Here is a 20,010-nt window from a genome sequence, read left to right on the forward strand (position 1 = left end):
TTTCAAACACATGAAAGGAAGAAGCAAATTGGCAATAGATAAAATCGTAATTAAAGGTGCAAAAGTCCATAATTTGAAAAATATTGACGTTGAAATACCGAGAGACAAGTTTGTCGTCATAACTGGGCTTTCTGGCTCAGGGAAATCGTCATTGGCATTTGACACGATATATGCAGAAGGACAGCGTAGATATGTGGAGTCTCTATCTGCCTATGCGAGACAATTTTTAGGTCAGATGGATAAACCAGATGTGGAGTACATCGAAGGTTTGTCACCTGCAATATCTATAGATCAGAAGACTACGAATAGAAATCCCCGTTCTACAGTAGGGACGGTTACAGAAATATACGATTATCTGAGATTATTGTACGCAAGGATAGGTATACCACATTGCCCTAAATGTGGCAGAGAGATTTCCATGCAGACAGTTGATCAGATGGTGGACAGAGTAATGAAGTTGGATGAAGGCACAAGGATACAAGTCCTTTCGCCTATCATAAGAGGGCGCAAAGGCGAGTACCAAAAGCTCATGGAAGACGTAAAGAAAAGCGGATACGTCAGAGTGAGAATAGATGGAATAATGTACGATTTAAGCGAAGACATAAAATTAGAAAAAAACAAAAAACACACTATAGAGGTTGTTGTAGACAGAATAATTGTAAAGCCACATATCGAGTCAAGGCTTACAGATTCAATAGAATCTGCACTAAAGCTGTCAGATGGAATCGTCACAATTGACGTCATAGGTCAAGAAAGCTTTACGATGTCTGAGAAGTATTCATGTCCTGACTGCAACATAAGTATTGAAGAACTTTCTCCAAGGATGTTTTCTTTTAATAGCCCTTACGGTGCTTGCCCAACGTGTGCTGGGTTAGGTGAATTTATGAGAATCGATCCGGATTTGCTTATAAGAGATAGAAGCAAGTCGTTAAAAGATGGAGTGTTTTCTGGATTTATCGTATCACAGGAAAGTTACACGTATCAAAATATTTTAAACCTTGTAGAAAGCTATGGATATAGTGAGAATACTCCATTAGAAGAGTACAGCGATGATTTGATAAATGTTTTACTGTATGGGAAAGATAAAAACGGTAAAAGACATGGATTTGAGGGAATAGTAAGTAATTTGGAGAGACGGTATAATTCCACTAATTCAAGCTTTATGCGGGAAGAAATAGAAAAGTACATGAGGCCAATCGTATGTCCTGATTGTCATGGTGCTCGCCTAAAACCCGAAGTGTTGGCTGTCACTGTAGGTGGTATACCTATAAACAAGATGACAGATTTTTCTGTAACAGAACTTCTGCAATTTATGGATGAACTTAAATTGACAGAAAGAGAGGAGTTTATTGCACATCAAATAATTAAAGAAATTAAAGCAAGGCTTAATTTCTTAAAAGATGTAGGATTGGATTACCTTACTCTTTCAAGAAATGCAGGTACATTATCAGGCGGAGAGTCTCAGAGGATAAGGCTTGCCAGCCAGATAGGTTCAGGATTGGTAGGAGTTACTTATATACTTGATGAGCCCAGCATAGGGCTTCATCAAAGAGATAACGAAAGGCTTTTAAATTCCCTTAAGAAGTTGAAGGACCAAGGAAATACGCTGATTGTAGTTGAGCATGACGAGGATACCATGTTTGCTGCAGATTACATCGTCGACGTAGGTCCAGGTCCTGGAGAACATGGCGGTAAAATCGTTGCTGTAGGAACAGTAGAAGATATAATGGCATGTGAAGAATCTCTTACTGGTCAGTATTTGAGTGGGAAGAAGAAAATCGATGTTCCAAAGACAAGGAGAAAGCCTAATGGTAACTACTTGACAATTCGCGGTGCAGCTGAAAACAACTTAAAAAATATAGATGTTACGTTTCCACTTGGCATACTTATATGTATAACAGGCGTGTCTGGATCAGGCAAAAGTACCCTTATAAACGAAATTCTCTACAAAGCGCTGGCACAAAAATTGTACAAAGCAAAGGACTTGCCTGGGAAATATGCTGCATTAGAAGGAATTGAGAATATAGACAAAGTCATAAACATCGATCAGTCACCTATAGGAAGAACCCCCAGATCAAATCCAGCCACGTATACAGGTGTATTTGATCCTATTAGAGAACTATTTTCAAATACGCCAGATGCCAAGATGAGAGGCTATAAACCTGGTCGCTTTAGCTTCAATGTCAAAGGTGGAAGGTGCGAGGCCTGCAGTGGTGATGGTATAATAAAGATTGAGATGAACTTTCTTCCAGACGTATACGTGCCATGTGAAGTATGTAAAGGCAACAGGTATAATAGAGAAACTTTGGATATAAAATACAAGGGTAAGAATATATCTGATGTCTTAAATATGACGGTGGAAGAAGCGTTGGAGTTTTTTGCCAATATACCAAGGATAAAAAGCAAGTTGGAGACATTGAATGATGTGGGATTAGGTTATATTAAGTTAGGGCAGCCTTCTACGCAGCTTTCTGGTGGCGAAGCCCAAAGAGTCAAATTGGCAACTGAATTATCAAGGCGTTCTACAGGCAAGACGGTTTATATACTTGATGAGCCTACTACAGGTCTTCACTTTGCAGATGTCGACAGGCTCTTGGATGTGCTAAACAGGCTTGTGGACGGAGGCAATACTGTAATTGTGATAGAGCACAACTTAGACGTTATTAAATCTGCTGATTACATCATCGACATGGGACCTGAGGGCGGAGACAGAGGAGGAACTATTGTGGCTACTGGCACACCAGAGGAAGTGGCTGAAAACAGCCTATCATATACGGGGCAGTTTTTGAAAAAAATTCTTGCCAGATAATGAGGTGTTTTTATGTATCAACTGGCAGCAAACATATTAAAATATGTATTATTACTGCTTATATATCTTTTTTTGTACAGAGTTTTTAAGATTATTTACCTTGACATTAAAGGTGTAAGAAAAGAGAGAGAGATTACAAAGGCAAAGTTGGTTTCTCTTTCAGGTATGGGTAGCTTTAACCTTTTTGAAGTGACAACAATTGGCAGAGCCGACGATTGCGATATAGTCGTTGATAATCCTTATGTATCCAGTAAACATGCCATGATCAGAAAAAAAGGTAAAAAATACATCATACAAGATCTAAATAGCACTAATGGGACGTTTGTAAATGGTAGGCGTGTAAAAAACATTGTTAGATTAAAAAATGAAGATGTGATAAAACTGGGGAATGAAGAGTACAGATTTTTGATTTAAGGTGGTATCTGATGGAAGAGTATGTTAAGACTGGCTCGAAGGCTATGAAAGATGTTTTTTTGATATTTGTAATCGCCTTTATGCTACTTTTTATATATCATAAGCCTAAAGGGTTTGATACGATTTACTTTACGATAGCCTTTTTGCCGCTTATTTACATTGTTTATTATTTGCATGTTAGGCTTTTTCCGATGGGAGAAATTCAGCTTATTATACTAAGCTCTTTCTTGGCAGAGATGGGCCTCATAATGATATACAGAGTGGCGCCTGATTTGATATTGAAGCAAATTGCTTGGATATTTATAGGCTTTATTTTGTACTTTGCTTCATCATACGCTTCTCTCCATTATGACTTTTTTTACAAGGTTAAGTACGGAGACTACGTGTACTTAGCAATATCCTTTATATTGTTGTTTTCCACATTTATATTTGGAAAGGAAATAGGTGGATCTAAAAACTGGCTTACGTTTGGTTCCGTTTCAGTACAGCCATCTGAAGTGGTTAAGATAATTTATATAATATACCTTGCAAGGTATTTAAAAGACCATAAGACCACAAACGACATAATAAAAATAGGCGCAATAACAATTTTGATTGTAGGAATTTTGGTGATTGAAAAAGACCTTGGTACTGCGCTACTGTTTTACCTCACAACGATGTTCATGATATTTGTGGCAACTTCAAGTGTATTTTACACAGGCGTAGGTGTAGCTTTTTTAGGAATTGGAGGCGTTATTTCGTACTTTCTTTTTAACCATGTTCGCGTTAGAATACAGGCATGGCTAAATCCGTGGATGGATGTACCTGGAAAGACATACCAAATTGCCCAGTCTCTCTTTGCAATAGGTGCAGGAGGCTTTTTTGGCACTGGTCTTGGCATGGGTCATCCCGAATATATTCCGGTTGTGGCCAGCGATTTTATTTTTTCAGCCATCAGTGAAGAGTTTGGAATGTTGGGTGCTGTTGCTATAATCTTGGTCTACTTTGTGATAATGTACAGAGGTATAAAAGTCGCTCTTGACGCTAAAGATGAGTTTGGCGCTTTGATTGCTATAGGACTTACCAGTATATTCAGTTTACAAGTTTTTACAATAATAGGCGGCGTCATAAAATTCATACCATTGACAGGTGTGACACTTCCTTTTGTAAGCTACGGCGGAAGCTCAATGGTAATGAGCTTTATAACATTGGGCATGTTAAACGGCATCGCAGTAAGAGAGGATGAGGATGTTGAACAGTATGAACCGCAACATTAAAATACTTTTTGCCGTCTTTTCAATTCTTTTTTTTAGCCTCATAGCGTATCTTTCTTACTTTCAATTATATGAAAAGAATAAACTTATCACAAGTTCATACAGCGTCTATAACAAAAGGCTGATTGAACAGGAAAAAAAGATTTTAAGAGGCAGTATTTACGATAGAAATGGCAATGTCCTGGCAAAAAGCACTATTGTAAATGGAGAACAAATTAGGCAGTATCCTGATGGGGTGCCTTTTGCAGATATAATCGGATACAGCAGGAGGATATATCAACAAGGCAGTACAGGCATAGAAAACACGTACGACAGAGAGCTGTTGGGAATGATCAATACAGATCCTATGACTTTTTTAAGAGAGACTGTCTTAGGCAAAAGTCAGGTTGGCGATGATGTGGTATTGACTGTAGATAAAAGACTGCAGGATTTGGCGTATAGCTTATTAGGAGGCAAAAAAGGTGCTGTAGTGGCTTTAGATCCAAAAACAGGTGCAGTGTTGGCGTTAGTATCGTCACCATCCTACGATCCAAATACTTTAAGCGAAAACTGGAGCAGTGTGATGAATAGCCCTGATCACGTCGTCTTAAATAGGGCTACACAGGGATTGTACCCTCCAGGTTCAATATTTAAAATCATAACGGCTTCTGCTGCTTTGACGTACAAACCGGATATTTACAATCAAACATTTAACGATGTAGGGTATGTAACAGTTGATGGGAATAAGATTACAAACTATGACAACATAGCTTATGGGACTATAGGGTTTCAAAAGGCATTTTACGTTTCTTCCAATACCTCTTTTGTAAAAATAGGACTTCAATTGGGACGTTCGAATTTAGAAGCGATGGCCAACAAGTATGGATTAAATGACAGCGTTCCATTTGACATACCTGTTGAAAAGAATCAGTTTCCATCAATTCCGTTAATAAACGGAAAGGTCCAATTAGCAGAAAGTTCCATTGGGCAAGGCAAGATTTTAGTGACGCCGCTTACGATGGCTTTGATGGCTTCGGCACCTGCAAACGGTGGAGTTATAATGAAACCATATCTTATGGATTACGTCAAAAATCCAGTCACCGGAGAGATATTAGAAAAGACGACACCCGAAAAATATCTAAATCCGATAACAAAAGATGTAGCTGATAAAATAAAACAACTTATGATAGGTGTTGTGCAGCAAGGTACAGGTACGGCTGCGCAGATATCAGGGATTACTGTTGCAGGCAAAACAGGTACCGCAGAAAATCCACATGGGCAAGCACATGCTTGGTTTGTAGGATTTGCACCTGCTGACGATCCAAAGATCGTCGTCTCAGTGATCATAGAAAATGGCGGCGCTGGTGGAGCTACTGCTGCGCCTATTGCCAGAGAAATCATGAAGGCGTATTTAGGCTATTGATATAGTGTAAATATACCATTTAAGGTGATGATATGATAAACATTGAAGAAAAATTAAAATTATTGCCTGACAAACCAGGCGTCTATATAATGAAAGACTTAAGCGGCAAGATAATTTACGTTGGAAAGGCTGTCATCTTAAAAAACCGCGTAAGGCAGTATTTTCAAAATCAGGCAAATCAGCTTCCAAAAGTTAGAACAATGGTAAAGCATGTTGCAGATTTTGAGTACATTGTGACAGATACAGAATTGGAAGCCCTAATATTGGAATGCAACTTAATAAAAAAGCATAAGCCTAAGTACAACATACTGCTTAAAGACGATAAAAACTACCCTTATATAAAGATAACTGTAAATGAAGACTATCCAAGGATCGTCTTTACCAGGAAGGTTGATATGGATGGCGCTAAGTATTTTGGACCTTACAGCAGCGCGTTTGCGGTAAGGGAGACGATAAAACTTTTAAGACATATGTTTCCTTTAAGGTCATGCAACAGAAACATAGAGAGAGATATGGGCAAAGGAAGAGAATGTCTGTATTATCATATCGGATTGTGCTCAGCGCCGTGTACAGGCCGTATAACAAAAGAGGAATACAAAAAACTGACAGATGATGTCTTGATGTTCTTAGAAGGCAAGCGGGATGTGCTGCTTAAAAAGCTAAAGGAAGAGATGGAAAAGGCAGCGGAAAACATGGAGTTTGAGAAGGCTGCAAAATTAAGAGATCAAATATACGGAATTGAGAAGACATCAGAGAAGCAGAAAATAATTTCTGCATCTTTAGAAGATCAAGATGTAATATCTATGGCACGAAGTGCAGAAGATGCTTGCATTCAAGTGTTTTTTATAAGAGATGGAAAAGTAAGCGGCAGAGAGCATTATTTTATGAAAAATACTGATGACATGGATAGAAGCGATATTATGGCATCTTTTATAAAGCAATTTTATGACGGTGCACCGTATGTGCCAAAAGAGATCATATTGGATGTGGACATGGAAGAAAAGGATGTTTTGGTGGAATGGCTTTCTGAAAAGCGTGGAAATAAAGTGTCTATCGTCGTTCCATCAAGGGGTAAGAAGAAAGAACTGGTAGATATGGTATATGAGAATGCCCTTGAAGCTTTAAAAAATGACGTAAGCTTAAAGATGGAAAGACATAAAAATGATTCTGTATCAGAGTTATCTAACCTTGTAGGAATTGACTATGCCGAGAGAATTGAGGCTTTTGACATATCAAATATAAGGGGAACCGATAATGTAGCATCGATGGTTGTATTTGTAGATGGAAAACCTCATAAATCGTCCTATAGAAAGTTTATCATAAAGACGGTGGAGGGACAAGATGATTACGGCAGCATGAGAGAGGCCATTTCAAGGAGAATATCTCATGGGCTTAAAGAGCAAAAGCAGATTGAGACTGGTGAACTTAAAGAGGATAAGGCTAAGTTTCACATTATGCCAGATCTCATTCTTGTTGATGGTGGACTGGGGCATGTCAAGACAGTAATAGAAGCGCTACAACAATTAAATGTTGAGATTCCTGTGTATGGTATGGTAAAAGATTCAAAACACAGGACAAGAGGATTAGTTTCACCTGATGGAGAAATAGATATGCCTATGACAGGCAGGGCTTTTAGGCTTGTGGCTGAAATTCAAAATGAAGCCCACAGATTTGCTATTACATTCCATAAAGATACAAAAAGTAAAAAGTTACGAAGCGATCTCTTAAATATACCAGGCATTGGTGAAAAGCGAATGAAAGCATTGTATAATGCTTTTAAGACAATTGATGGCATTAAAAATGCAACAGTCGATGAACTTAAAAAAGTTGAAGGAATGAACGAGAAAGCTGCTAATGCCGTATATGATTATTTTAGAAGCCATGGATAAGCGAAATTAAAAACATTATAACAAAAGAGGCATCATTAAGAATATGATACCTCTTGGCGCAAGTTTAGCCAGATATCCTGAAATATATCTGCATACTGCGGTGATGATCTTATTTCTTCGATTATCCTTGGCCTTTTTATGTCTATATCGTAGATGTTTTTTATTTTACCAGGATGTCTGGTCATAAGCATTATTTTATCTGATAGGAATATAGCTTCGTCTATGCTGTGGGTGACGAATATGACTGTTTTTCCGCTTTTTTCCCATATTTTTAGAAGTTCCTGCTGAAGGAGAACCCTATTTTGTTCATCTAAGTTTGCAAAAGGTTCATCCATAAGCAGTATTTCTGGATCATTGGCAAATGCCCTGGCGATGGAAACTCTCTGCTTCATGCCACCTGATAGTTGGTGTGGATAAGCGTGTTTGAAAGGAGTAAGACCCATCTTGTCTATATAGAAGTCTACTATATCATTTATTTGATTAGGCTTTATCTTTCTCATTTTAAGACCATAAGCGATATTGTTTTTTACATCCATCCATGGAAATATGGCGTGTTCTTGAAAGACCATGGAGTTAAGAGGCTTGCTGTCATCTACATGCTTAATGTAAATTGTCCCGTCTGTGGGAGCTTCAAGTCCTGCTAATACGCGCAATAGTGTCGTTTTTCCACATCCGCTGGGACCTATGAAGCACCAAAATTCACCTTCTTTGATTTGCAAAGAAATGTCTTCAAAAGCAGTTACGATATTTTTCTTGATTTTGAACTTTTTTGTCAGATCTTTTAATTCAACTTTAACATCTTTCATAATTTATCACCATCTTTATTGAAATTGGTTTGATGCGCTAGCTGTGCTTCCAAGGAATTATCAATTTTTCTATTAAATCCAGAATAATTGTAAATACGTATCCTAATATTGACATGATTATGAAGGAAACGAACATGGCAGGTATATCAAATATATTGTAGGATTCCCATATTCTATACCCTATGCCTGAGCTTGCACCGTTCATTTCGGCAGCTACTATGAGTAGGAGAGCCATTCCCATGCCAAGCTTCAACCCGGTAAATATCATCGGCAGTGCTCCGGGAAGGGCAACTGTCAAGTAGTAGTCTTTTTTCGATGCTCCATAGTTTCTGGCTACATCCATGTATATTTTATCTAAATTTATTACACCTGCTGCTGTATTCATAAGGACGATGAAAAAAGTGCCTATTGCGATGACGACTATTTTTTCTAAGTCGTTAAGTCCAAACATTATCATGATAAGTGGCATTAAAGCTAATTTTGGTATAGGATATGTGGCAGCTACAATAGGGTCTAATATATTTCTGATTATGGGGAAAAGCCCCATTGTAAGCCCGATTATAAGCCCAGGTACAGCTCCTACTATAAATCCCCCGATGATTCTAAAAAGACTTACAGACAGATCGTTTAAGAGTATACCTGTTGTTAAAAGATTTATAAACGAGTGAAATATCATAGACGGAGCAGGGAAAAATCTGGTGTCAATCAACCTTAAATCAGCCAATATTTCCCAAAGGATTAAAATGGCTATGGGAGAGATTATCTGCTGTATAAACTTATTGGATTTTGCTTCGTCTTTGAGTTTTTTATCTTTTTTGTTTTTTACACTTGTTTTTGCGCTGCTTTTTTCTAATACATTTGTGCTGTTCAAGCGAATCACCCCTTATGCCAGATTATGGACTTTTATATGGTCCTAAAACTTTTAATGCATTTTCAACGTACGAGTCATCTACAAATTTATTGACATCAGGTGCTTTTTTAACCATTCCTTTGCTCATGTACCAATTTAGATCATTTAAAACACCTTGTTTTAATACGTGACCATTTGGGTCAAGTCCTGGTGGCTTCATCTTTTTAAATGTTTCTGGTGTGTTTACAAACGTGTATTTTGTGAGTATTCTTATTATCTTGTCTTGGTCTTTATTGCCTGTTATAAATGCATCGTTGTATGCTCTAACGCCTTGTAGATAAGCAATCATAAACCTGTTGCCCAAATCTTTGTTTTTGGAGAAATTTGGGCTGTACATTAAAACAGATATTTCTTCGCCTTTAATGTATTCATCAGGGTCTTTCCACCATTCAAGTATGTTTTCTTCTACACCTTTAGTTATGAGAGGCTCTATTTCCATAGCTGCATCTGCGCTTCCATTGGCGACGGCGGTTAGCATATCTGGGAATGAATCCACAACAACAAATGTTATATCCTTGTCAGTTAAACCGCCTTTTTCTAATGCCTTTTGAACAAAAAGTTCGTTTATTGATCCTGTAGATGCTATTGCTATTCTTAAACCCTTTAAATCTTTAAAGTCTTTGACTTTTTGCCCCAATCCTTTTTTTAAAGCTATTTGGAAGTAACCTTTTCCTGGTATATTATGTCCTCCATCTGCTACAAGCTTTATATCTATGCCGCTATTCCAAGCATTGAAAAGTCCTGCGTTTATTATTCCTCTGCTTACATCAACTTGGTTTGATGCCATTGCTGAAAGTTCATCAGCACCTGAATTAAATTTTACGTATTCGATTTTTATACCTTGTTTTGCGAAAAAGCCTAATTTGTCAGCTAAAATTATACCTGATTCAGACGGGGAATCATCAAATGCTACTCTTACAGTTTCTATCTTGTTTACGGCTGTGCTTTTTTGCTCTTTCCCACAGCCGCTTATAGAGATGATAAATAAAAGTATAAAAAGAAATGAAAGAATTTTTTTCATGTTGCGCCTCCTTCTATTTATTTGGAATAAGTTTTACTTTATCTTATTCAACAAATAAATAAAAGGTTCTATCAAATGTTAATAAATTCGACTAAACACAATTGATTCTTCAGTGTGTAATGCGTATATTTGAAAATATATCAGATGTAATCAGTCAGACCTCTTATCGACACTTCACCAGATGTTATCGCTTTTTTTTCGCCGTTTTTAAACATGACGATGAGATTACCGTCATTGTCTATGTCAATAGCTCGTCCTACATATTCCTTGTTGTTCATAATGGCTTTTACATCTTTTTCTAATGTCAAAGAGTATTCTTTGCACAGATTTCTAATATTCAAAAATCCCTCATCAAGGAATGTACGATAATATTTTTCAAAATTGTTTAGTATAGATGCTGTTAAAAGTTTTCTATCTATTTTTTTCGAAGCCTCAATGGAGAGAGATGTAGCTTTATCCTGCAAATCAACTGGAAAACTGTCAACATTGACATTTACTCCTATGCCTACTACTATAAAATTTATTTTATCTAATTCGCCATTCATTTCTGTCAGGATTCCACAAACCTTTTTGCCATTTACGATTATGTCATTTGGCCACTTTATGTAAGATGTCAAATTTGCTGTTTCTTTTATTGCGTCTACTAATGATACTGCTGCAACTTGTGTCAGCTTAACTGCGTCATTAGGTGCTATATCTGGTTTAAGTATAATAGACATCCATATACCTTGCTTTTTGTAAGAAACCCAGAGTCTACCCATGCGGCCTCTTCCAGATGTCTGTTCTTCTGCAACGATTGTCGTTCCATCAGGGGAATCTGAAGCTATTTCTTTTGCATAGTCATTTGTAGATGATATTGTATCGAAGTACAGATAGTTTCTTCCTATAAAATCAGTCTTTAGATTTGGAGATATTTCAGTGTAATTTATGATATCAGGTTCTTCCATCAGAATGTATCCTGATTTGTGTTTGGAATCTATGATGTAACCGTCTGACTTCAACTCATTTATGCACTTCCACACTGCTGTCCTTGAAACATTTAACTTGTAGCACAAATCTTGACCTGATGTGTATTTTCCTTTATTTGATTTCAAAATCGATAAAACATCATTTTTTAGCAAAGCTACTCACCCTCAATTTTAGATTCAAGTCTATTATACAAGAAAAATAATTTGCAACAAATAGTTTTGTTTATAAGGTAATTTATTTACATATTTGATATAAAATAATATAATTAATGTAAAGGTCAGCAGTGCCGGTTAGGAGGTAATAGATTTGTTAAGTGTATCTGTTGAGGATTTAATTAAAGATCTGAGCTTAGAAGTTATAGTAGAAGCTAAGGAAAAGATCGATATAACCACAAGTGATGTAAACAGACCGGGTCTTCAATTTTCAGGATTTTATGAGCATTTTGCTAAAGAGAGAGTTCAAGTCATAGGGATGGTAGAAACAGCTTTTATAGACGGAATGCCTCTTGATTTGTTAGCAGAAAGGGCTGATAAATTTTTTGAATACCCTGTGCCTTGTGTAATTGTCACAAGGGGATTGAATATAAAAAGGGAAATCGTAGATGCGGCACAAAAACATGGTCGTTATCTATTAAGGACGAAGGAATCATCTACAAAATTCATAAGCAGACTCATTAATTATTTGGAAGAAAAATTGGCACCGCAGATTACTATTCATGGAGATCTTGTAGATGTGTATGGCGTTGGTGTGCTTTTATTGGGAGAAAGCGGTATAGGAAAAAGCGAGACAGCCCTTGAGCTTATAAAAAGAGGTCATAGGCTTGTGGCTGATGATGCAACGGAGATAAGGAAAATTAGCGATTACGTCTTACAAGGAAGTTCACCTGATATAATACGGCATTATATAGAGATAAGAGGAATAGGAATACTTGATATAAAGACACTTTACGGTGTCGGTTCAGTAAGGGACAACATGAACATCGACTTGGTGATACAACTGGAGGAGTGGGATGAGGATAAGTACTATGATAGGCTGGGGCTTGATGACGATTACATAAAGTTTTTAGACATAAAAGTTCCAAAGCTGACTATACCTGTAAGACCGGGGCGAAATCTTGCCATAATAGTGGAAGTGGCAGCCATGAATCACAGGCAAAAGCAAATGGGCTATAACGCTGCTCATGAGCTTAATAAAAAATTGTTGAAACAGATTTCCACATAAAATATAATTGTTGTAGTGATTGTTTTAAATTTTTATATTCGAAAGGATGTAAAGCCTGATGAATCTTTTACTTGATACACATACACATACGGTAGCAAGTGGACATGCTTATAGTACAATAATGGAAAATGCCAAAGGAGCATCTGAAAAAGGTCTTGAACTTATCTGCATGACCGATCATGGGCCTAAAATGCCTGGTGGACCACATATTTTTCACTTTGGCAATTTAAAAGTCATGCCGAGGGAGATATATGGCGTTGAAATACTAAGAGGTGTTGAAGCAAACATAATCGATAGAGATGGAAATCTCGATGTTCCAGATGAAATCTTGAAGAAGTTGGATGTCGTTATTGCCAGTCTTCACGATGTGTGTTTTCCTTACAGGGATGTAGAATCAAATACGGAAGCTATCATCAATGCGATGAAAAACCCTTATGTAGATATCATTGGCCATCCTGGCAATCCTTTGTTTGAAATTGATATCGATAAAGTAATAGAAGCGGCATTGGAATACGATACGTGTATAGAGATAAACAACAGTTCTTTTGTGTCTTCCAGAGTTGGAAGTTATGACAATTGCCTTTTAATAGCCAAAAAAGCTTCGGTGAAAAATGTGAAGATCTGTGTTGGAAGCGATGCACATATATCGTTTGATGTAGGAAGATTTGACAAGGCAGTGGAAGTAATTGAAAGCGCAAATATTGGAGAGGAAAATATTTTAAATACAGATGTAGGTAAGTTTAAAGCGTATTTAAAGTCAAAGGGAAAACTTAGAAATTGAGTTAAGGAGGAGTGTAATATGAGAATTGGCGTTGATATAGGAGGAACAAACATAGCTGTTGGGTTAGTCGACATGGATGGGAAAATAGTAGCGACAGGATCGAGACCTGCAGAGCCTAAAAGAGGTTATGCTGCTATTGCTAAAGACATTGCTGAAATTTCGCTGGAACTTGTGAAAAGGTGTGGGCTTGACGTATCTCAAATTGAGTCGATGGGTATTGGTGTTCCTGGTGTTGCTGATAACGAAAAAGGTATTGTCTTAAGAGCTGTGAATTTATATTGGACAAAGGTGCCATTAGTAAAGGAAATACATAAATACATCGATGTGCCTATAAACATGGACAATGACGCAAATGTAGCAGCGCTTGCGGAAGGTGTATTTGGAGCTGGAAGAGGTACAAACTCATCTGTTACTATAACTTTGGGCACAGGTGTAGGTTCCGGATTTATATTAAATGGCAAAGTGTTTAACGGTTCGCACCATTTTGCTCCTGAGCTGGGGCACATTGTGATTGGAGACAATGGGGTTTTGTGCAATTGCGGTAAAGTAGGATGTCTTGAGACTTTTGCGTCTGCAACGGCATTAATCAGAGAAGGCAAAAAGGCTGTCATGAAAAACAGCGATTCTCTTATACTCAAATTGGCAGGCGGAGAGATTGAGTCCATAACGGCTAAAAACGTAATTGATGCTGCAAGGCAATTTGATGAAACAGCAATGCTTATATTTAATGATTACGTAAAGTATCTAGCAATAGGAATTGTCAATATCATAAACATACTTGATCCAGAAGTAGTCATAATAGGTGGCGGTGTTGCTAATGCTGGTGATTTCCTTTTAAAGCCGCTTAAAGAAGAAGTAAGCAAAAACATACTTTTTAAAGATCTGCCTTATGCTGACATTAGAAAAGCAGAGCTTGGAAATGATGCTGGAATAATAGGCGCAGCAATTCTTTAAGAAAAGGGGTTTTAATGTGAAGATTTATGAGTTTTTTGAGAAAAACGCAGGTTTAAAAGATCACGTTGCGATAAAATTTAAAGGTGAAACTATAACATACGGCGATTTGCCAAAGTATGTAAATAGTTATGCAGCGTATCTTCAATCTTTAGGCGTCAAAAAAGGGGATAAAGTAATACTTAGCATGCCAAATTGCCCGGAATTTGTTTTTTCGTATTTAGGTTCTGCAAAGGCTGGAGCTGTTACTATTCCTTTAAACCTCATGTACACGATGGAAGAAATCCAGTACGTTGTCAAAGAATCTGAAGCGGATACTATTGTGGTGCATCCTGTCGTTCTTAAAAATGTGGATATATCAGCTTTTGGAAAGCTGAATCTAAAAAACATAGTAGTTTTAAGCGATGACACAAAGAAAAAAATTATGGAACACGATGATTTTAAGCAAGTTGAGATAGATGATGATGAAGTTTGCACATACCTATATACGTCAGGGACAACTGGCAAGCCAAAAGGTGCTATGCTTACACATAGAAATTTTGAAGCTGATGTAGTGGCGATGGATGAAATATCTGATTTAGGCCCAGATGATAATTTTCTATGCGTGTTGCCGCTTTTCCACAGCTTTTCATGGACTGTAAATGTGCTATTTGCATTATATCTTGGCAGCACAGTAACTATTAAAGACAACTTCATGCCAAAGGATACGTTGGAGACGCTTTTAAATGAAGATATAACTGTATTTTGCGGTGTCCCATCTATTTTTGCATTTTTGATTAGAATGGTAGAAAAAGGACAGTTTAAAGCATTAAGGCTTGCTATCTCAGGCGGTGCGCCATTAGCGCCAGAAGTGCAAAGGGGATTTGAAGAAAAGTTTAATTTTCCGCTTGTTGAAGGATATGGATTGTCAGAAGCTGCGCCTGTAGCGATGTTGAATCCCCTTGGAGTTGATGAAATAAGGAAGCCAGGCTCCATAGGGCTACCTCTTCCGTGCAATGAAGCTAAAATAGTAGACGAATACAACAATGAAGTGCCAGTTGGTGAAGTAGGTGAGCTTATTTTAAAAGGTTCCAACATAATGGTAGGATATCACAATATGCCAGAGGAGACAGAAAAGGTTTTGCGAAATGGATGGCTTCATACAGGTGATGTTGCAAAAAAAGACGAAGATGGCTATTATTATATAGTTGATAGACTTAAAGACATGATTATATTGGGAGGATTTAATGTATATCCCAGAGAAGTAGAAGAAGCCCTTATGGAGCACCCTGCAGTAAGAGAAGCAGCAGTCATCGGAGTTGGTGATAAATATAAGGGTGAGGAAGTAAAGGCATTTATTGTGTTGGAAGATGGAATGACTGCAGACAGAAAAGAGCTTCAAAACTTCTTGCATGATAAATTGGCAAAGTATAAAATTCCTAAGATATTTGAGTTTGTCAATGAACTTCCTAAGAGTCCAACTGGGAAGGTGTTAAAGAAGTTGCTTAAATGAACAAAAGCCACGTCATGAGCGTGGTTTTTGTTTTTAGGACAAGTTTGAACTGCTCAAAAGTTGAAGCAAACAAAAGTTATTTGAAGGTAGATGCATTAAATTACTGGAAATATAAAATTAAAAGTGTTTATTGAAATTGACATGACGGAAAACTTGTTTTATGATATTAATGTAATCCGTTACGCAAAATATTTTTAGAAAGAGTTATTAGTGAGTTAAATTTAAGGAAATTTCACCTAAAATTATAGTAATCAATTACGAAGGAGCTGCTATGATAACGATAAAAGATGTTGCCAAAGAAGCTGGCGTATCTGTTGCTACAATATCGAGGGTTTTGAATAACAGTCCTGGCGTCTCGGATGAGACGAGAGAAAGAGTTTTATCTGTTATAAAAAGGCTAAACTACAATCCCAATCTTTTGGGGCGCAATCTTCGTAGGATGGAGACTAAAATGGTGTTGGTGCTGCTTCCCACAATATCAAATCCCTTTTACGCAAGGATAGTAAAAGGCATAGAGGATGTGGCACAAAAAAATGGGTATGGTGTGATGCTTTGCAATACAGATTCCAATATAGAGAGAGAAAAGATGTACCTGGAGCTTTTAAAGAACAGGTTGTCTGACGGTGTGATTTTTATGGCGCCTGAGATGGATAAAGACGAGCTTAACGAGATAGGAGAAAAATACGCCGTTGTCCAGTGTTGCGAGTACAAGGAGGGTGCAAATGTTTCACATGTATCTATAGACAATTACAAGGCATCGTATAAGGCGGTAAAGCATCTGATTGGATTAGGGCATAAGCACATCGGGCTCATTAGCTGCAAAAATAATTTTTTGTCTACAAAACACAGGGAAGAAGGATATAAAAGCGCTTTAGAGGATTCAGGAATCTCGTTTAATCCCGATTACATAAGGTATGGCGATTATTCATTTAAAAGCGGCTTCAGAGCAGCGCAAGGTCTCTTAAAAGATCATAAAGAGATTACGGCAATATTTGCTATATCAGACATAATGGCCATTGGGGCAATTAAATCATGTTATGAAAATAGCTTGAAGGTTCCTGACGACATTGGCATTGTTGGATTTGACAATATAAGCTTTGCTTCCATGTACAATCCGTCTCTTACAACGGTGTCTCAGCCAAAGTATGATATAGGTTGTACTGCTATGGAGCTACTCATAAAGCAAATAGAAAATAAAGGAGGTTATAAAGAGAACATAGTTTTAGAGCATGAATTGATAATAAGGCATTCTACTGTAAAATGAAGGAGGAAATTCTTATGGGAGAGAAGATAAGAATTGGAATAATAGGATGTGGAGGCATAGCAAATGGCAAGCACATGCCGTCCCTATCAAAGCTTGACAACGTAGAAATGGTTGCTTTTTGCGATGTAAAAGAGGAGAAAGCATTAAAAGCTGCAAAAGATTATGGTGTAGATGGAGCTAAGACATATAATGACTACAGAAAGCTTTTAGAGGATAAAAGCATCGATGTAGTGCACGTATGTACACCAAATAAATCACATTCAGATATAACAGTTGACGCATTAGAAGCTGGAAAGCACGTCATGTGCGAAAAACCTATGGCGAAGACTTCTAATGACGCTAAACGGATGCTGGATGCTGCAAAAAGAACTGGAAAGAAGTTGACAATAGGATATCAGAATCGCTTTAGGCCGGACTCTCAGTATTTGCACAAATTGTGTCAAGACGGTATCTTAGGTGAGATATACTTTGCAAAGGCACATGCTATAAGGCGTCGCGCTGTTCCTACATGGGGAGTATTTTTAAACGAAGAAGAGCAAGGTGGAGGGCCTCTTATAGATATCGGAACACATGCACTTGACTTAACCCTTTGGATGATGAACAACTATAAGCCTAAATACGTTGTCGGAAATACATACCGTAAATTAGCTGAAAGAAGGAATGCAGCGAATGCTTGGGGGCCATGGGATCCTGATAAATTTACGGTGGAAGATTCGGCTTTTGGCTTTATAACCATGGAAAATGGTGCAACGATCATTCTTGAATCCAGTTGGGCCTTAAATTCTCTCGATGTAGATGAAGCAAAGACCACATTGTGCGGGACAGAAGGTGGAGCAGACATGAAAGATGGGCTTAGGATCAATGGAGAGATGAATGGGCGATTGTACACTACAAAAATCGATTTAAGTTCAGGTGGTGTGGCATTTTACGAAGGAAAGGCAGAAGATGCTGCTGACTTGGAGGCAAGATTGTGGATAGAAAGTATTATAAACGATACGGAACCTGTCGTAAAGCCAGAAGAGGCATATGTAGTATCACAGATATTAGAGGCTATATACACATCATCAAAGACTGGTAAGCCAGTATATTTTAATGAATAGGGTGATTTATATGGATTTGCCGTTGTCACTGCAGTTGTACACTGTAAGAAATGAATTGAAAGACGATTTTGTAGGGACTTTAGAGAAAGTGGCAGAGATAGGGTACAAAGGTGTTGAATTTGCTGGATATGGTGGCTTAAAGGCAAATGAACTAAGAAGACATTTAGAACGACTTGGATTGACCCCGACTGGAAGTCACATAAGTTTAGATGTGCTAAAAAACAATCTTGACGAAGAAATAGAGTACAACCTCGAAATAGGAAACAAATACATTGTATGCCCTTGGAACAAATACGAGGGGAAAGAGGATTTCATTGAAACTGCGAAACTTTTTAATGAAATAGGAGAGAAGTGTGCAGAAAAAGGATTGATTTTTTGCTATCATAACCATAATCATGAATTCGTTAACTTTGACGGAAAATACGGATTGGATTTGCTCTATGAAAATGCTGATTTAGCATTTTTGAAGGCAGAGATAGACACGTATTGGGTCAAATATGCTGGAGAAGATCCTGTAAGTTACATTAAAAACTACAGTGGTCGTGTGCCTTTGGTACATCTAAAGGATATGGATGATGCAACAAAGGATTTTGCTGAGATTGGCGAAGGTATTATGAATATTAAGGATATTATAGACGCTTCACTTGAGACAGGTGTCGATTGGCTTATAGTTGAACAAGATGTTTGCAAAAGGCCGCCTCTTGAAAGTGTTAAGATAAGCTTTGATAATATAAAGAAAATGTGAAAAATGTGAGGAGAGATAAATCATGTATCTTGGATTTTTAACAGTTTGTTTAGGAAACATGCCACTTTTGGATAAGGCTAAGTGGGCATCAGAGAATGGGTTTAAATCATTAGAAATTGCTTGTTGGCCGCAGCTAAACGACAGAGATTATTCCAGTTGTGACATAGATGTAGAAACGCTGACAGAAGAAGAAGCTGAGGAAACAAAGAAATACTTGAAAGATTTGGGTCTTTCCATATCGTCTTTGGCATACTATGATAATAATTTGCACCCTGATCCTGAAAAGAGGGTATTTATAAACAATCACACTAAAAAATGCATAGATGCTGCAGCAATGTTAGGTACATCTATGGTTGGAACGTTTATAGGTAGAAATCCTGAGAAAAACCTAAAAGAAAACTTTGATGAATTTGAAGAAGTCTTTGGTGACATAGTGAGCTATGCGGAAAGCAAAGGAATAAAGGTCATAATCGAAAATTGTCCGATGGAAGGTTGGCAGAAAGAAGGACTTCCTGGTACAATATCATTTACTCCAGAGCTTTGGGAGGAGATGTTTAGGCGAATACCGTCTATGAATTTTGGACTTAACTTAGACCCATCTCACCTTTTGTTTCAGCTAATTGATTATGTAAAAGTTGTGCCAGCATTTAAGGATAGAATTTTCCACGTACATGCAAAAGACGCTGAAATTTTCAAAGATAAGCTTGAGTGGTATGGCGTATTTAACAGGCAATTTCATAAAAAAGGCGAAACAGGCTATTGGAGGTTTAGAATGCCTGGCCTTGGTCAAGTGGATTGGAACAAGTTTATAAAAGCTTTAAAAGATGTAGGATACGATGGGGTTATAAGCATTGAGCATGAAGATCCGCTGTATGAAGGCAGCGAGGAAAAAGTCAAAGAAGGATTGAAATTAGGGTATGATCATTTGAAACAATTCATATAAATTCCAAATAGACAAGTAGTTTAATCTACTTGTCTATAAA

Annotated in this window: 17 protein-coding genes; 13 read left to right on the forward strand and 4 right to left on the reverse strand. The window is 37.5% G+C overall.

The features are described 5' to 3' along the window. Positions 1-28 precede the first annotated feature (28 nt). From uvrA to uvrC, 5 genes are read left to right on the forward strand one after another with little or no spacing between them, the layout of a single operon-like run. Positions 29-2,809 carry an excinuclease ABC subunit UvrA gene (gene uvrA, locus THEXY_RS02755; RefSeq protein ID WP_013787325.1) on the forward strand — a complete coding sequence of 927 codons (2,781 nt, stop codon included), beginning with the start codon at positions 29-31 and terminating at the stop codon, positions 2,807-2,809. Positions 2,810-2,821: 12 nt separating this feature from the next. Continuing rightward, on the forward strand, positions 2,822-3,223 hold the full coding sequence (locus THEXY_RS02760; RefSeq protein WP_013787326.1) for an FHA domain-containing protein: 402 nt from the start codon (positions 2,822-2,824) through the stop codon (positions 3,221-3,223). A gap of 11 nt (positions 3,224-3,234) precedes the next feature. After that, on the forward strand, positions 3,235-4,479 hold the full coding sequence (locus THEXY_RS02765; protein ID WP_013787327.1) for an FtsW/RodA/SpoVE family cell cycle protein: 1,245 nt from the start codon (positions 3,235-3,237) through the stop codon (positions 4,477-4,479). Beyond that, the gene (locus tag THEXY_RS02770; RefSeq protein ID WP_013787328.1) at positions 4,451-5,878 is read left to right on the forward strand and encodes a peptidoglycan D,D-transpeptidase FtsI family protein; all 1,428 of its coding nucleotides are present in this window, start codon (positions 4,451-4,453) and stop codon (positions 5,876-5,878) included. Before THEXY_RS02765 ends, THEXY_RS02770 begins: the two co-directional genes overlap by 29 nt. A gap of 35 nt (positions 5,879-5,913) precedes the next feature. Next, positions 5,914-7,767: an excinuclease ABC subunit UvrC gene (gene uvrC, locus THEXY_RS02775; RefSeq protein ID WP_041592188.1), complete on the forward strand. Its 1,854-nt coding sequence runs from the start codon at positions 5,914-5,916 to the stop codon at positions 7,765-7,767. Between the two features lie 35 nt (positions 7,768-7,802). On the opposite strand, the gene THEXY_RS02780 is transcribed toward uvrC, so the two are convergent. From THEXY_RS02780 to THEXY_RS02795, 4 genes are all read right to left on the reverse strand, one after another. Further along, positions 7,803-8,573: an ABC transporter ATP-binding protein gene (locus tag THEXY_RS02780; RefSeq protein ID WP_013787330.1), complete on the reverse strand. Its 771-nt coding sequence runs from the start codon at positions 8,571-8,573 to the stop codon at positions 7,803-7,805. Between the two features lie 37 nt (positions 8,574-8,610). Next, entirely contained in the window at positions 8,611-9,444 is an 834-nt protein-coding gene (locus tag THEXY_RS02785; protein WP_013787331.1) for an ABC transporter permease, read from the reverse strand. A 22-nt stretch (positions 9,445-9,466) separates the two neighbouring features. Further along, positions 9,467-10,504, reverse strand: a complete 1,038-nt coding sequence (locus THEXY_RS02790; protein WP_013787332.1) for an ABC transporter substrate-binding protein — start codon at positions 10,502-10,504, stop codon at positions 9,467-9,469. A 140-nt stretch (positions 10,505-10,644) separates the two neighbouring features. Next, complete coding sequence (locus THEXY_RS02795; RefSeq protein ID WP_013787333.1) at positions 10,645-11,625, reverse strand: biotin--[acetyl-CoA-carboxylase] ligase; 981 nt, start codon at positions 11,623-11,625, stop codon at positions 10,645-10,647. A gap of 154 nt (positions 11,626-11,779) precedes the next feature. On the opposite strand from THEXY_RS02795, the gene hprK reads away from it, so the two are divergent. The 8 genes from hprK to THEXY_RS02835 all read left to right on the forward strand — a co-directional run bounded on the left by hprK (position 11,780) and on the right by THEXY_RS02835 (position 19,970). Beyond that, positions 11,780-12,694, forward strand: coding sequence for an HPr(Ser) kinase/phosphatase (gene hprK, locus THEXY_RS02800; protein ID WP_013787334.1), 915 nt, complete (start codon positions 11,780-11,782; stop codon positions 12,692-12,694). 58 nt (positions 12,695-12,752) lie between these two features. Then, positions 12,753-13,475, forward strand: coding sequence for a phosphatase (locus THEXY_RS02805; protein WP_013787335.1), 723 nt, complete (start codon positions 12,753-12,755; stop codon positions 13,473-13,475). 18 nt (positions 13,476-13,493) lie between these two features. Next, a complete protein-coding gene (locus THEXY_RS02810) occupies positions 13,494-14,429 on the forward strand; it encodes an ROK family protein (RefSeq protein ID WP_013787336.1) in 936 nt (311 codons plus the stop codon). A 16-nt stretch (positions 14,430-14,445) separates the two neighbouring features. Then, on the forward strand, positions 14,446-15,918 hold the full coding sequence (locus tag THEXY_RS02815; protein ID WP_013787337.1) for a long-chain-fatty-acid--CoA ligase: 1,473 nt from the start codon (positions 14,446-14,448) through the stop codon (positions 15,916-15,918). 271 nt (positions 15,919-16,189) lie between these two features. Continuing rightward, entirely contained in the window at positions 16,190-17,182 is a 993-nt protein-coding gene (locus tag THEXY_RS02820; RefSeq protein ID WP_013787339.1) for a LacI family DNA-binding transcriptional regulator, read from the forward strand. 14 nt (positions 17,183-17,196) lie between these two features. Next, a complete protein-coding gene (locus THEXY_RS02825) occupies positions 17,197-18,282 on the forward strand; it encodes a Gfo/Idh/MocA family protein (RefSeq protein WP_013787340.1) in 1,086 nt (361 codons plus the stop codon). 10 nt (positions 18,283-18,292) lie between these two features. Then, entirely contained in the window at positions 18,293-19,027 is a 735-nt protein-coding gene (locus THEXY_RS02830; RefSeq protein WP_013787341.1) for a sugar phosphate isomerase/epimerase family protein, read from the forward strand. Between the two features lie 22 nt (positions 19,028-19,049). Continuing rightward, positions 19,050-19,970, forward strand: coding sequence for a sugar phosphate isomerase/epimerase family protein (locus THEXY_RS02835; RefSeq protein ID WP_013787342.1), 921 nt, complete (start codon positions 19,050-19,052; stop codon positions 19,968-19,970). Positions 19,971-20,010 lie beyond the last annotated feature (40 nt).

The organism is Thermoanaerobacterium xylanolyticum LX-11 (genome assembly GCF_000189775.2).
GTDB lineage: Bacteria > Bacillota > Thermoanaerobacteria > Thermoanaerobacterales > Thermoanaerobacteraceae > Thermoanaerobacterium > Thermoanaerobacterium thermosulfurigenes.